The organism is Marinovum sedimenti (assembly GCF_054052205.1).
On record NZ_JBSWBT010000003.1, the window covers coordinates 19081 to 33440 of the forward strand.

The 14360-nt window shown below is 61.9% G+C and carries 14 protein-coding genes; 5 read left to right on the forward strand and 9 right to left on the reverse strand.

Annotation, left to right across the window (positions count from 1 at the left end; genetic code table 11):
- Positions 1-6: 6 nt before the first annotated feature.
- Together ACW9UO_RS18555 and ACW9UO_RS18560 are read right to left on the reverse strand one after the other, a co-directional pair.
- Positions 7-1383, reverse strand: coding sequence for an MFS transporter (locus ACW9UO_RS18555; RefSeq protein WP_457088976.1), 1377 nt, complete (start codon positions 1381-1383; stop codon positions 7-9).
- Positions 1380-2867: an aminotransferase class V-fold PLP-dependent enzyme gene (locus tag ACW9UO_RS18560; RefSeq protein ID WP_457088977.1), complete on the reverse strand. Its 1488-nt coding sequence runs from the start codon at positions 2865-2867 to the stop codon at positions 1380-1382. Before ACW9UO_RS18560 ends, ACW9UO_RS18555 begins: the two co-directional genes overlap by 4 nt.
- A 101-nt stretch (positions 2868-2968) precedes the next feature.
- Here ACW9UO_RS18560 and ACW9UO_RS18565 point away from each other — a divergent pair, with 101 nt between their 5' ends.
- On the forward strand, positions 2969-3442 hold the full coding sequence (locus tag ACW9UO_RS18565) for an Lrp/AsnC family transcriptional regulator (protein WP_457088978.1): 474 nt from the start codon (positions 2969-2971) through the stop codon (positions 3440-3442).
- 73 nt (positions 3443-3515) lie between these two features.
- Positions 3516-4285 (forward strand): IS5 family transposase gene (locus tag ACW9UO_RS18570; RefSeq protein ID WP_457088577.1). Its coding sequence is split into 2 segments (ribosomal slippage): positions 3516-3852 and positions 3852-4285, totalling 771 coding nucleotides; the frame shifts between segments, so codons are not numbered across the junction.
- An 84-nt stretch (positions 4286-4369) separates the two neighbouring features.
- On the opposite strand, the gene ACW9UO_RS18575 is transcribed toward ACW9UO_RS18570, so the two are convergent.
- The 6 genes from ACW9UO_RS18575 to ACW9UO_RS18600 all read right to left on the reverse strand — a co-directional run bounded on the left by ACW9UO_RS18575 (position 4370) and on the right by ACW9UO_RS18600 (position 11178).
- Complete coding sequence (locus tag ACW9UO_RS18575; RefSeq protein ID WP_457088979.1) at positions 4370-5227, reverse strand: fumarylacetoacetate hydrolase family protein; 858 nt, start codon at positions 5225-5227, stop codon at positions 4370-4372.
- Between the two features lie 71 nt (positions 5228-5298).
- Positions 5299-6246: an ABC transporter substrate-binding protein gene (locus ACW9UO_RS18580; RefSeq protein ID WP_457088980.1), complete on the reverse strand. Its 948-nt coding sequence runs from the start codon at positions 6244-6246 to the stop codon at positions 5299-5301.
- A gap of 68 nt (positions 6247-6314) precedes the next feature.
- Positions 6315-7322: an ABC transporter permease gene (locus ACW9UO_RS18585; RefSeq protein ID WP_457088981.1), complete on the reverse strand. Its 1008-nt coding sequence runs from the start codon at positions 7320-7322 to the stop codon at positions 6315-6317.
- A complete protein-coding gene (locus ACW9UO_RS18590; RefSeq protein ID WP_457088982.1) occupies positions 7319-8845 on the reverse strand; it encodes a sugar ABC transporter ATP-binding protein in 1527 nt (508 codons plus the stop codon). The genes ACW9UO_RS18585 and ACW9UO_RS18590 overlap by 4 nt, the downstream gene beginning before the upstream one ends.
- 33 nt (positions 8846-8878) lie before the next feature.
- On the reverse strand, positions 8879-9619 hold the full coding sequence (locus ACW9UO_RS18595; protein WP_457088983.1) for an SDR family oxidoreductase: 741 nt from the start codon (positions 9617-9619) through the stop codon (positions 8879-8881).
- 35 nt (positions 9620-9654) lie between these two features.
- The gene (locus tag ACW9UO_RS18600) at positions 9655-11178 is read right to left on the reverse strand and encodes a UxaA family hydrolase (protein WP_457088984.1); all 1524 of its coding nucleotides are present in this window, start codon (positions 11176-11178) and stop codon (positions 9655-9657) included.
- A 100-nt stretch (positions 11179-11278) separates the two neighbouring features.
- Between ACW9UO_RS18600 and ACW9UO_RS18605 the strand changes: the two genes are divergently transcribed.
- Genes ACW9UO_RS18605 through ACW9UO_RS18615 form a run of 3 tightly spaced genes read left to right on the forward strand, consistent with a single transcriptional unit; the run spans position 11279 to position 13502 of the window.
- Complete coding sequence (locus ACW9UO_RS18605; protein WP_457088985.1) at positions 11279-11986, forward strand: GntR family transcriptional regulator; 708 nt, start codon at positions 11279-11281, stop codon at positions 11984-11986.
- A gap of 45 nt (positions 11987-12031) precedes the next feature.
- Positions 12032-13081 (forward strand): aldo/keto reductase, encoded by a 1050-nt coding sequence (locus tag ACW9UO_RS18610; RefSeq protein WP_457088986.1) that lies wholly within the window; start codon positions 12032-12034, stop codon positions 13079-13081.
- A complete protein-coding gene (locus ACW9UO_RS18615; RefSeq protein ID WP_457088987.1) occupies positions 13071-13502 on the forward strand; it encodes an RbsD/FucU family protein in 432 nt (143 codons plus the stop codon). The genes ACW9UO_RS18610 and ACW9UO_RS18615 overlap by 11 nt, the downstream gene beginning before the upstream one ends.
- A 17-nt stretch (positions 13503-13519) precedes the next feature.
- Here the strand turns inward: ACW9UO_RS18615 and ACW9UO_RS18620 are convergent, their stop codons facing one another.
- Positions 13520-14347, reverse strand: a complete 828-nt coding sequence (locus ACW9UO_RS18620; protein ID WP_457088988.1) for an amidohydrolase family protein — start codon at positions 14345-14347, stop codon at positions 13520-13522.
- Positions 14348-14360 lie beyond the last annotated feature (13 nt).

Below are 14360 nucleotides of genomic sequence, written 5' to 3' on the forward strand. Positions count from 1 at the left end.
TCGGTCCTATTGGTCAGTAACGGGTGAGGTGCGTGGTCCGGCGGGTTGGCTCATCGACCAATGCGGATGCAACTCATCAATGTGGAAATCATGGATGTGCCGATGGCGTGGCCCGTCGGCAGGGGCCTCTTGCAGATGCGGATGGCCCTCGGCAAGCTCGGGATGTTCATGTGCGCGCAACACAGGATCGGTGGCGGGCCAGACCCGCGCGCCGATGAACGTAACAACCACCGTCAGCACCGACAGGCCGAGCATTGCGGGCTCCAGCCCGACCCGCGCCGCCAGTTGGCCCGCCAAAGGATAGGCCACCAGCCAGCCCGCATGCGACAGCGAGAATTGTGCCGCAAACACCGCCGGGCGGTCCGCCGCACGCGCCGAACGGGCGATCACCAAACCGCCGGGAGTGAGCACCAATGACGCCGACAAACCAAAGCCAACCCAAAGCGCCATATAGCCCGGCAGGCCCAGCGGCAGCGCGATCCCAAGGCCCACAACCGCATGCAGCAGCGCCCCCGCCAGCATCACCCGACGCTCGCCAAATCCCTCGATCAGACGCGGCACAATCACCGCGCCAACGGCGGCCCCGGTGCCGTAAAACGCCATCAGCATCGGGAAATACCGCTCGGCATCGCCCAGCCGCGCACCGGCCAGAACCACCGAGTTGACCAGCACCCAAGCCATGCTGAGCGACAGCGCAAAGTTCAGCAGAAACAGCCCCCGCAGGCGCGGTGTCTTGCGATAAATATGCAATCCCCGCAGGGCGCGGTGCCAGAACGGGCCTTTGCCGCCACCCGCGGTATCGGGCGGAAACCGCGTCAGCAAAAGCGCCGCGAGCGAGCCGATAAAGGCCAGCGCCGCGATCCAGAACAGGAACTGTGCCGCCACCAATTGCAGCACCATCGCCGCAATGACCGGCGACAAAACTGACTCCAGCGTATAGGCGATCCGCGACCAGACCAGCGCCCGGCTATAGACCTTTTCGTTGGGCAGAATGTCCGGGATCACCGATTGAAACAGCGGCGTAAACCCCGATGACACCGCGAAAAACACCAGCGCCAGCGCCGCGATCTGCCAGGTTTCGCTGGCAAAGGCCATCGGCAGCAGCAGCAACATCCGCGCGATATCCAGCCCGATCATCACCCGCTTGCGCGGCTTGCCGGCAAACAGCGCCTCGGCCAGCGGCGCGATGCCAACATAGGCCACCATCTTGACCGCGAGCAAAAAGCCAAGGATCTGCCCAGCCGCCGCCGTGCCTCCGATGCGATAGGCGGCGAGCGACATCGCCACCGTCATTAGCCCGATCGCCAACAGCGAGAAGACCTGCGCGGCGAACAAACTCCGAAAGCCCGAATATGCGATTGGGCTGCTCCGGGAAAGGGTCATGAGACGAGCGAATCCTTTTGGTTGTGCAATGCGTTAGGTCGCGCGTTAAACCGGGCGTTGCCGGTGTCGACCGTATAATCGTTAACGTATTGTGGGGCGATCCGGGCCAGATTGTCCACCGCCTCGATCACCAAATCAGCCTTCTCATCGCTCATAAGGGCCGAAAGGTTAAGCCGCACCCAGCCGGGCTTGGCGGTTTCTTCGCCACGCTCGAGCGCCGCAATCGTAGTGTCCGACTCCGCACGCCCCAGCCCCAGCAGCCGGTGGCCATACGGCCCCGCACAGGCACAGCCGCCGCGCGCTTGTACGCCGGTAAAATCGCTGAGCAGCCGGGTGAAAAACTGGTGGTGCAACAGCCCGCCCTGCCCGTCACGCACCCGGAAGGAAAAGATCGGCAGCGCCTCGGCCCCCGGTTCACCCAACAGCTCGATCCGGTCATTTTGCCGCCAAACCTTGAGCGCACGGCCGCGCAGCGCAGCTTGGCGTTGGTCAAGCCAGCTCTGCCCCAGCGCCTCTTTCACCAGCATCGCCAGCGCGGCGCGGATATCGCCGATCACATTCGGCGTGCCGCCCTCTTCACGCGCCGCCAGCTTGCCGGAATAGACATGCCCCCAGGGCGACACGAAACTGACCGTGCCGCCACCGGGCAGCGTGGGCGTCATGCGCTGTGCAATCGCATCGCGGATGATGGCCACGCCGCTGGCACCGGGTCCGCCGGGGAACTTGTGGCTGGAAAACACGATGGCATCTTTCTGCGCCTCGGTGCCTGCCTGCATCTGCATCGCGCAATACGGCCCGGCACAGCCGTAATCCCAGATCGCCAGCGCTCCATGCGCGCGCAACATCCGCGTTACCGCATCGCTGTCGGTCAGAATGCCCGTCACGTTCGAGGCCGCAGAAAATGTGCCGATGATGCGCGCCGCGCCCTGCGCCTCGGCCAGTCGCGCGGCCAGATCTGCCATATCAACGCCACCGCCCGGCGCTTCGGCAATCTCGATCACCTCGGCCCCGGTTTCGCGCCACGGCAGGATGTTGGAGTGATGCTCATACGGCCCGGTCAGCACCACCACCCGCTGCCCATTCCGCACCATCGCCGCAAGGTCGAGCAAGCCGACAATCCGGTTGATCCCCGCGGTCGAACCCGCCCCGGTGAACACCACGCTCATGCCAGCACCCGCGCCAGTGATCCGGGCAATCTCGGCCCGCGCCGCTTCGCGCAGCTTCGACATGTATTCGCCGCAAAACGACGCTTGGGTGTGGGTGTTGGCGTAGTAGGGCAGCACGTGATCGCGAATGAAATCCTCGACCTGCGCCAAGGCCCGGCCCGAGGCCACGTAATCCGCATAGATCAGCGGCCGGGCGCCATACGGCCCCTCAATCTGCACCGCCTCACCGATAAGCCCTTTGCGGACCTGTTCGGGAATGTCTGCGGCGCTGGCGGTCGCCCCGGTCAGCGTGGTTTTGAACGTCTCGAGTGGTGTCATGGGGCCCTCTTGATTGACCCGCTCAATTTGCCGCATATTTCGGCAAATTCTTCACATTTTGTCGCTGTTGTTTTGCTCTTTTTGTGTCATATGATCGAAGAATGGCCCTAAAATTAGATTCATTTGACTGTCGCATTCTGGAAGAGCTTCAGCGCGACTCTGCCCAATCGCAACGCGCGCTGGCCGAGAAGGTTGGACTGTCGCAAAACGCCTGTTGGCGCAGGCTGAAAGCGCTGGAATCCTCGGGCGCGATCCGCAACCGCACGGTTGTCATCAATCGCGAAAAGCTGGGCGGTGGCTTTGTGGTGTTCTCGTTGATCAAGACCCGGCATCACTCGGCCGAATGGCTGCGGCTGTTTCGCCGGCACGTCTCGGCCATCCCCGAAGTCATCGACTTCTTCCGCATCGGCGGCGAGTACGACTATCTGTTAAAGATCGTGGTGACGGATATGGGCGGCTATGACGAGGTGTATAAACGCCTGATCGAGAATATCGAACTTGAGGCCGTCACCTCATATTTCGCGATGGAAGCGATCGAGGAACAGCGCCCGATCCCGCTTGGCGCCACCGGCTAGGCTCAGGACCCATTGATCTGCTTGAGGCTACGTCGGCAGCGTGATTCAAGCTCCCAAACTGACGGGGGTGATGATGAGCAACCTTTTCTGGCTAACGGACGCGCAGATGGACCGGCTTCGGCCGTTTTTTCCCAAGAGCCATGGCAAGCCGCGGGTGGATGACCGGCGTGTTCTGAGTGGAATAATATTCATCAATCGCAATGGCTTGCGCTGGTGCGACGCGCCCGCGGAATACGGCCCGGCCAAAACGCTCTATAACCGCTGGAAACGATGGAGCGACAAGGGCATTTTCGCGAGGATGATGCACGGCCTTGCGTCGGAGGCAGCGGTTCCAAAGACGGTGATGATCGACGCGACCTATCTGAAGGCGCACCGCACGGCGAGCAGTCTGCGGTCGAAAAAGGGGGGCCCGACGACCAGCGGGGGCGCGCGATCGGCCGAACCAAAGGCGGCATGAACACCAAGCTGCATGCCGTCACCGATGCCGAGGGACGACCGATCCGGTTTTTCATGACCGCGGGCCAGGTCAGCGACTACACCGGCGCTGCGGCCCTTCTTGGCAGCCTGCCATCGGCACAATGGCTTCTGGCCGACCGGGGCTATGACGCCGACTGGTTCAGGGAAGCGTTGAAAGACAAGGAGATAAAGCCCTGCATCCCTGGCCGGAAGTCCCGCGCCAAGCCCGTCAAATACGACAAGCGCCGCTACAAACGCCGCAACAGGATCGAGATCATGTTCGGGCGCCTGAAGGACTGGCGCAGGATTGCCACACGCTACGACCGATGCCCGAAAGTCTTCCTCTCCGCCATCGCCCTCGCCGCAACCGTCATGTTCTGGCTATGAAACGAGAACGAGTCCTGACCCTAGCGCGCCCAAACGCACAAAGGCCCCGCACCGGGGGCCTTTGCAAATCTCAAAACGCCACGATCAGCTCGCCTTGCGAACCTTCTGCGTCTGCACGCCCAGCCCATCGATGCCAAGGCGCATGGTTTCGCCCCCGGCCAGATAAGTCTGCGGCTTCAGGCCCATGCCAACACCCGGAGGTGTCCCGGTCGAGATAACGTCACCCGGCTGCAGGCTCATGAACTGCGAGCAATAGGCGATCAGGTGCGGCACCTTATACACCATCGTCGCGGTCGAGCCGTTCTGGTGGCGCTTGCCGTCCACCTCAAGCCACATCCCCAGCGCGTCGTAGTCGCCAACTTCGTCGGGGGTTACCAGCCAAGGGCCGGTCGGGCCGAAGGTGTCACAGCCTTTGCCTTTGTCCCATGTTCCGGCGCGCTCGATCTGATATTCACGCTCCGACACATCGTTGATCACGCAGAACCCCGCGATGTGATCAAGCGCATTGGCTTCTTCGATATACGAACCGCCTTTGCCGATCACGATGCCAAGCTCGACCTCCCAGTCGGTCTTTTTCGACCCACGCGGGATGAGGACATCATCGTTGGGGCCAACGATGGCCGAGGTCCATTTGTTGAAAATCACCGGCTCTGGCGGCACTTCAAGGCCGCTTTCCGCTGCGTGGTCGGCATAGTTCAGACCGATGCAGACAAATTTACCGGTGCGCCCAACGCAAGGACCAAGCCGCAGATCCTCTTGCGGGGTGCCCTCAACCAGCGGCAGCGTGGTCACATCGAGCCCCTTGAGGCGGGCAATCACATCGGGCAGCAAATCATCGCCCGCAACATCGGTGACATGCTCGGAAAGATCGCGAACGCGCCCCTCGTCATCAAGACAGCCGGGCTTTTCCTGCCCCTTCGGGCCATAGCGCAATAGTTTCATCAGGGTCCTCAGAGTTCAGAAGTAAAAGAGTGTCGCAGCCCGAGGGAGGGCGGGCTGCGACGGTGGTATGATCAATCGTACAGGACGGCCTGAATTTCAGCGTCGTCGATGTTGGACTGGTCGTAGTAGTAGAAACCGGTGTCGATGATCGCCGGCAGCTCTTCGCCGTTCATCGCAGCAATCGCGGCTTTGACGGTTTCATAGCCGATGCCAACCGGGTTCTGGGTGATCGCACCGGCCATCAGGCCTTCGCGGATCGCGTCAGTCTGCGCCTTGCCCGAGTCATAGCCGATAATGGTCACGCCTTCCGTGCCCATTTCGCGCACCGCGTTGACGATGCCAATGGCCGAGCCTTCGTTGGTGCCGAACATGCCGTTCAGATCGGGGTTGGCGGTCAGGATTGCCTTGGCCACCTCGGTGGATTGCAGCTGGTCACCGGCGCCGTACTGAACGCTGACAACTTCGATGTCAGGGTATTCAGCTTCGATCCGGTTGAGGAAACCATCGCGACGGTCAATGCCGGTGCGGCTGGTCTGGTCGTGCGCAACAACGGCAACCTTGCCAGCGCCACCGAGGAATTCCGCCATCTTGTCGGCGGCCAGCGCAGCAGCGGCGACGTTATCGGTTGTCGCTGTGGCTTTCGGGATGTCGCTGTCGACACCGCTGTCAAACGCGATAACCGGAATGCCGGCTTCGCTCGCCTGACGCAGCAGCGGGATCGCGGCTTGGCTGTCAAGCGCGGCAAAGCCGATGGCACCCGGTTTGTTGGCCAGCGCCGCCGAAAGCATGTCGATCTGACGGTCAACCATGGTTTCGTTGTCGGGGCCTTCGAAGGTGATGCGCACACCGAACTCTTCGGCCGCTTGATCGGCACCGGATTTCACCGCCTGCCAGAACTGGTGCTGGAAGCCTTTGGAGACCAGCGGGATATAGATTTCGTCTTGCGCGGCGACGGCAGAGGCCGACCCCAGGGCGAGCGATGCGCTAAGAGCGCCAATAAGAACGCGACGTGACAACATAGTAGTTCCTCCTCATTTGTTGTTGGCCCTGACCGTTTGCCGATCAGGGGTCGTGGTAAATTTGTGGATCAGTTGGACTTTTTGCGCCGCATCATGTCGGCATAAACCGCCAGAATGATAATCGCGCCGGTCACAACCGTCTGCCATTCCTGCGCCACCGACAGCACGCGCAGCCCGTTGGTCAGCACCGCCATAATCAGCGCCCCGATCAGCGAACCCAGGATCGAGCCGCGCCCACCGGACAACGAGGTGCCGCCAATGACCACCGCCGCAATCGCCTCAAGCTCATAGCCAAGGCCAAGCGCGGGCTGCGCCGAGTTCAGACGCGAGGCAATCAGCAGCCCGGCAATGCCGACGATGAAACCGGCCAGCGCATAGATTGCGATTTTCCAACGGTCGGTGTTCACACCCGACAGGCGCACCGCCTCTTCGTTGCTGCCAAGCGCAAAGCAATAGCGGCCCAGCACGGTGCGATTAAGGATATAAGCGGTGACAGCGGCGACGATAAACAGGATCAGCACCCCGTTCGGGATCGGCAAAGACGGGATCACATCGCCAATCAAAGAGCCGCGCGAAATCTCGCTAAAGCCGGGGGTGTCGTTGAAATAGATCGGCCGCGTGCCCGAGATCACCAGGCTGAGGCCCTTGAGGATCAGCATCATGCCAAGCGTCGCAATAAACGGCGGGATCGCCATTTTCGCCACGAACGTCCCCGAGCAGGCACCGCAGAGCGCGCCAGTCAGCACGGCGGCAACAACACCCAGCACCAGCGGCATCCCGGCATAGGTCAGCACCACGCCGGTGATCACCGCGCAAAAGGTCATCATCGTGCCGACCGACAGGTCGATGCCGCCGGTGATGATCACCAAGGTCACCGCGATGGCGAGCACCCCGTTGACCGAGGTCGCCTGCAAAATCGCAATCATGTTCGACATCTGCATGAAGTTCGGCGAGACAATCGAAAAGCCGATCAACAGGATGACAAGGCTCGCGAATGCCAGCACCCGCTGGTGTGTCCCTGCGGCGATGATCCGAGACAGGGGGGATCGGGGTGGATTTGTGGTTGTGGTGGTCACTGTTGGTCCTCCGCGCCGACAATCGCAGCGTCACGCTGCGTGGCCAGTTCCATGATTTGTTCTTGGGTGGTGTCTGCCCCGCCGGGCAGAATTCCGGTCAATCTGCCTTCGCACATCACCGCGATGCGGTGACTAAGCCGCATGACTTCGGGCAGTTCAGACGAAATCACGATGATCGCCCGCCCCTGCGCTGCAAGATCCTCCAACAGCGCATAGATTTCCGACTTGGCGCCGATGTCGATGCCGCGTGTCGGCTCGTCAAAGATCAGCACGTCGCAGTCGCGCAGCAGCCATTTGGCAATGACCACCTTCTGCTGATTGCCGCCTGACAACAGCCGCACGTCCTGACTGTCCGACGGTGTGCGAATGCCAAGCTGGTCGATATATTTGACCGCCGTCTCTTTCATCGCCGCTTCATCGAGCACGCCGAACTGATTGGTAAACTTGCCCATATGCGCCATCGGCACATTGGCCCGCACCGTCATATCTACCGCCAGACCGAAGTGTTTGCGATCCTCTGACAGATAGCCGATCCCGGCCTCGACGGCGGTGTGCGGCGTGCGAATGTCCACCGGCTGGCCATGCACGAAAATCTCGCCGCCGTCGCGCGGATCGGCACCAAAGACAATCCGCGCCACCTCGGTGCGGCCCGCGCCCATCAACCCGGCAAACCCGAGGATCTCGCCCTTGCGCACCGCAAAGCTTACGTCGCGCACCTCTTTGCCACGCGACAGATTGCGCACCTCAAGTGCGACTTCGTTCTGCGAGGTGTCGGGAATAATCGGCGCGCTCTGCGTCACCTCACGCCCCACCATCAACTGGATGATCCGCGACAGCGGCGTGTCGGCGGCCTCGACCGTATCAATATAGGCACCATCGCGCAGGATGGTCACACGGTCGGCGATGCGTTTGATTTCGTCCATCCGGTGGCTGATATAAACGATGCCAACCCCGTCGGCCTTCAGCTTTTCGATCACCTTGAACAGCTCGTTGATCTCGGCGTCATTCAGCGCCGCTGTCGGCTCGTCCATGATCAACACGCGCGGATCATACGACAGCGCCTTGGCAATCTCGATCAACTGCTGGCGCGCAATCGTCTGGGTGCTGACCTGGGTGCGCGGGTCCATCGCCAGATTGAGCGAGGCGAAAATCTCGGCGGTCTTTTTGTTCAGCGCAGGCTCGTCAAGCCGGCCAAAACTGCGCCGAGGCTCGCGCCCGATCAGCACGTTCTGCGCCGCCGTCAGGTCATTCATCAGGCTCAGCTCCTGGTGAATGATGCCGATGCCGAGATCCTGCGCCGCGCGCGGCCCGTCTGGTGTAACCGCTTTGCCATCCACCAGCATCTCGCCGCCATCACGCGGATAGATGCCCGACATGATCTTCATCAGCGTCGACTTGCCCGCGCCGTTTTCCCCCATCAGAGCATGCACTTCGCCCGGACGCAGATTGAACTGAACCCCCTTGAGCGCGTGAACGCCCGGAAAGCGTTTCTCGATGCCCGTCATCTCAACCAGATATGTCATCTTGCCGGCCCTCCCAAAACCAAATCGGATCGCTTAAATAGTGACCCCACCATCAACCAGAACGGTCTGGCCTGTCATGAACCGGCTGCCATCCGACAGCAGATGCACAACGGTTGGCGTCAAATCGTCAACCGTGGCTAAGCGGCCCATCGGCTGGCGCGCGATGAAATCCTTTTCCGCCTGCACCGGGTCGGGTGCCGAGGCGATCCGCCCTTGCAGCGACGGCGTGTCAACCGTGCCGGGGCACAGCGCGTTACACCGCAGGTTCTGCGCCACGAAATCGGCGGCAATCGCCTTGGTCAGCCCGATCACAGCGGCCTTGGTTGCGCCATACGCCACGCGGTTGGGAAAGCCCTTCTCCGACGAGGCCATCGACGCCATATTAAGGATCGCGGCGCTGCCTGCGCTATCAATCTGGCGCAACATGCCCGGAATGAACGCCCGGCACATCCGCATCATCGCGGTCACGTTAAGGCTCACGGCAAAGTCCCAATCGGCATCGGTCAGCTCGACCACAGTGCCGTGGTGCACAACGCCCGCACAGTTGAACAGCCCGTCAAGATCCGGCAGATCGGCGGCCAAAGCGGTGATCGCCGCGCCATCGGTCACATCGAGCACGCGGGTTTCAATGCCCGCCACGCCGTCGAGCGCCGCCAAAAGATCGCCGTTCAAATCCGTCGCAATCACCCGCGCACCCGCAGCGGCACAGGCCCGCGCACTGGCAGCCCCAATGCCCTGCCCCGCCGCCGTGATCAAAATTGTTTTGCCAGCCATGGCATTATTCGTCGCTGTCATGTCGTTTCCCATTCTCACATCACCGCGCCAATTTGCCAGGGCACAAATTCCACCCCGCCAAAGCCCAGTTCTTCGCTTTTGGTCTGCTTCCCCGAGGCGACGTCGATGAACATCTCGAACATGTCGGCCCCCTTGGCCTCAAGGCTCACCCCCTCGCTGACGATGTCACCGCAGTTGATGTCCATGTCATCGGCCATGCGCCGGTACATCTCGGAATTGGTCGCCACTTTGATGCAGGGCGTCGGCATATAGCCCGACACCGAACCGCGCCCGGTGGTAAAGACGATCAGATTGGCCCCCGAGGCGATCTGCCCGGTCACCGAACAGGGATCAAAGCCGGGGCTGTCCATAAAGACAAAGCCTTTGCTGTCGATCTTTTCGCCAAACAGATAGACATCCGTCAGCGGCGCAGACCCGCTTTTCGCCACAGCGCCCAGCGACTTTTCCAAAATCGTGGTCAGCCCGCCGCGCTTGTTGCCGGGGCTGGGGTTGTTGTCCATTTCGCCGTGGTTGCGCGCGGTGTAATCCTCCCACCAACGCACCCGCTCGATCAGCTTCTCACCCACCTCAACCGACGCCGCGCGGCGGGTCAAAAGGTGTTCGGCGCCATAGATTTCCGAGGTTTCCGACAGGATCGTGGTGCCGCCGTGGCGCACCAGCAGATCCGAAGCCACGCCAAGCGCCGGGTTGGCGGTGATGCCGGAATAGCCATCCGACCCGCCACATTGCATCCCCAACATCAGCTCTGAAATCGGCGCAGGCTGGCGCGTCGCGGTGTTGGCCAGTTCGGCAATCCCGCGCAATTCCGCAAGACCCTTTTCGATGGTTTTGCGCGTGCCGCCCTCGTTTTGAATGGTCATATAGCGCAGCGCGCCATCGGCCCGGATCGGACGGCCATCAACCAGCGCCGAAACCTGCATAACCTCACAGCCCAGCCCGATCAGCAGGATGCCGCCAAAGTTCGGGTGCTGCGCATAGCCCGACAGGGTGCGAAACAGCGTGGCATAGCCCTCATTCTCGCCCGACATGCCGCAGCCGGTGCCGTGGGTGATGGGCACGATGCCGTCAATATTGGGGAAGTCATCGAGCAGGCCCGACTTTTCCGCCGCTTCCGCGATGAACTTGGCCACTGAGCCTGAGCAGTTCACCGAGGTCAGAATGCCAAGGTAATTGCGCGTCCCGACCCGGCCATCAGCCCGGTGATAGCCATCAAAGGTGCGTTCCTCTGTCGCCGGGGCCAGCGGTTTGGCCTCACTGGCATGGGCATAGTCCTGCGTGTGCGCCCCCATCCCGAGGTTTTGCACATGCACATGCTCGCCCGCCGCGATGTCTTTGGTCGCCTGCCCGATGGTCTGGCCATAGCGAATGACGTTCTGCCCGGCGGCAATCGGGGTGATCGCGATCTTGTGGCCTTGCTTGACCGACTGAAGCGTCGCGGTGCCCGAGGGCTCGATCACCTCGCCCGCCGCAAGATCGGCAAGGGCGATCACAACGTTGTCTGTTGAATGCAGCGTTATCATGCGGGGCGCTTGGCTCATCGAGAGGTTCCTCTGGCGAATTGATCAGTCATTCCTTAACGTCACTCCTAGCTTGACTTGTCGCACCTGTCAACTAACATGTCAGTAGAAAGGAAAATCAATGTCGGACAGATCTCCTATGCTTGATATCGTTGGGATGGACGGACCGCTGGGCCAGCGCGTCTATACAACCTTGCGCGACAACATCCTGTCGATGGCGCTCGCGCCGGGAACGATTCTGCGCAAAGGCGCGCTGTGCGAACAGTTGGGCGTGTCACGCTCGCCCGTGGCCGAGGCGCTGGGGCGTCTGTCGACCGACGGGCTTGTTGATATCGTGCCGCAATCGGCCACCCGCGTCTCGCGGTTTTTCATCCCCGATCTGCGCGAAGAAAACTTTCTGCGCGAGGCGATTGAGGTCGCCGCCGTGGGCAAGGTCGCGACCGAACGCAGCGAAGATCAACTGACCCGGCTGACCCGAAACCTGCGCTTGCAGGGCCTGCTGGTCGAGGACCACGACGATCAGGGGTTCTTTGAGGCCGATCTCGAATTTCACGACCTTTTGCTGGGCTTTACCGGATTTCCCAAGGTCGCCACCGCCGCCGCGCAAATGTCGCTGCAATTGCGTCGCGCCCGTATGTTGATCCTGCCAGAGCCGGACCGCCCCAAAGAAACCATCACCGAGCACGAGGCGATCTTGGCCGCAATCAAGCGCCAGAACGCCCCCGAGGCCAAGGCCGCCATGTCGCGCCATCTGGGTCAGTTGATCCAACGGATCGAACCGTTAGAGCTGCAATATCCCGAATACTTCCGCCCCAATACCTCTGCCTAAATGCCCCTGCCTAAGCATCATTGCCTAAACCGAGAGTGAGACCCGATGAAACTGACCACCACCCACCCGCTGAACCAGCGCACAAAAACGCCGGTCAACCTGTCGCAACTCGGGTTCGGGGGCGCACCGCTGGGCAACCTGTACCGCAAGATCGAAGAGGCCGACGCACAAGCCACGCTGGATGCCGCATGGGACGCCGGGATCAGGTATTTTGATACCGCCCCGCAATATGGCCTTGGCCGCTCCGAGATGCGATTCGCCCCGGCCCTCGCGCGGTTTGACCGCGATACGCTGATGCTCTCCACCAAGGTGGGCCGTGTGCTAGAGGATTGCGCGCCCGAGGATGTCACCCCCGAAGCCTTTGTCGACGTGCCGCAAAAACGTATCGTGTTCGATTTCACCTACGACGGCATCATGCGCAGCTATGGCGACAGCGTTGCGCGGCTGGAAAGTGACCAGATCGACATGCTGTTTCTGCATGACATCGATGCGGGCACCCACGGCCAAGCGGGCGAAGACGAAAAGCTGCGCGAATTGTTCAGCCAAGGCGGCTATCGCGCCCTGAGCGAGCTGCGCGAGGCTGGCAAAATTTCTGCCATCGGCGCGGGCGTGAACACCTGGCAAATCTGCGAACGTCTGCTGGGCGAGGCCGACTTTGACGGCTTCCTGCTCGCCGGACGCTATACCCTGCTCGAACAGGAACCGCTCGACACCTTCCTGCCGCTCTGCCTCAAACGCGATGTCGGCATCATCCTTGGCGGACCCTACAACTCTGGCATCCTCGCCACCGGCGCAGTTGACGGCGCCCGCTTTGACTATGCCCCTGCGCCCGAGCACATCCTGCAACGGGTCCGCAATCTAAGCGCGGTCTGCGCGGCGCATGACACTCCGCTGATCGCGGCGGCGCTGCAATTCCCGATGGGGCATCCGGCGGTGAAATCGGTGATCCCCGGCGCCTCCACCCCGGATGAAGTGCGCCAGAACGTCAAGATTTTCCAAACCCCGATTCCCTCGGCCCTTTGGTCTGATCTCAAAGCCGAGGGCCTGATCCGCCAAGACGCCCCAACCCCGCAAGAGGCCTCCCATGCTGCGTAACATCCCCCACATCCTGTCGCCCGATCTCTTGCAAACCCTGTCGGCGATGGGCCACGGCGATGAAATCGTGATTGCCGATGCCAACTTTCCCGCCACCGCGCTGGCGCAGCGCTGTCACCGGCTTGACGGCCTTAGCGCCACCGAGGTTCTGCAAGCGGTGCTGACGGTCCTGCCGCTCGACAGCTACGTCCCCAACCCCGCCTTGGTGATGGAGGTGGTCGAAGATCCCAACGCCCAGCCGCCCATCGTCGCGGCGTTTCAAACCATCGTCGATGAGACAGCGGACAACCCCGCGCCGCTGGGCAAGCTTGAGCGCTTTGCGTTTTATGACCGCGCCAAGACGGCTTTTGCGATTGTCCAAACCGGCGAAACGCGGCTGTACGGCAATATCATCCTCAAGAAAGGCGTGATCCGGCCGTAAAAGCCGCGCGGTTTGATCTAGGTGTCCAATCCGTAAAACCGGGTCGCCGTGCCGTGCAAAATCGCGGCGCGGTCGCTGTCTGACAGCGGGGCCAGCAGCGCCTCGGTCAAACTGCGCCAATCTTGCCAGGGCGCGGCCAGCGTCAGCACCGGCCAGTCGCTGCCCCACATCAGCCGCTCTGGCCCGAACCCGTCAAGCAATGGCTCAAAAATCGCCTGCAACGCGGGCAGAGGATCGGCGCGCTCTTCGTCGGACACCTCGTTCAAAAGCCCCGAAAGCTTGCAATGCACATGCGGCAGGCGCGCCAGCGCGGCCATGCCCGCGTGCCAATCCGCGCGCGCGCCCGGCTGCGGCTTGGCCCCGTGATCAATCACCAAAGGCAGCTCTGAATGGTCGCGCGCAAACTGGTGCAGCATCGGCAAATGCCGCTCTGTCACCAGCGCATCAAACCGCAAACCGCAGTCGATCAGGGCCGCCAAGGCCTCGGGCCGGGGCGCGTGAACCAGCCAATTGCTGTCGTCGATGTCCTGCAACATCGGCCGAACGCCCTTGAACACCGGATTGCCCGCAAGACGGCGCAGCGTGTCTGGCGCAGCGGCATCGGTCAGGTCGACCCAACCAACCACCCCGGCAATCTCGGGATGCGCGGCGGCGAGCGCCAAGAGGTACTCGGTCTCGGCCAGGCTCGGCGCGGCCTGCACAGCAACCAACTGCGCGGATCCGGGGTAATCCTTCGGTCCGAAATCGCGCCGGATCGGGTCAAGCGGGCCGCCCGCGCCCTCAAGCCAGCCATAATCGCCCCGCGCCAATTGCCAGAAATGACAGTGTGAATCGACAAGTTTCATCGGGGGCCCTCTC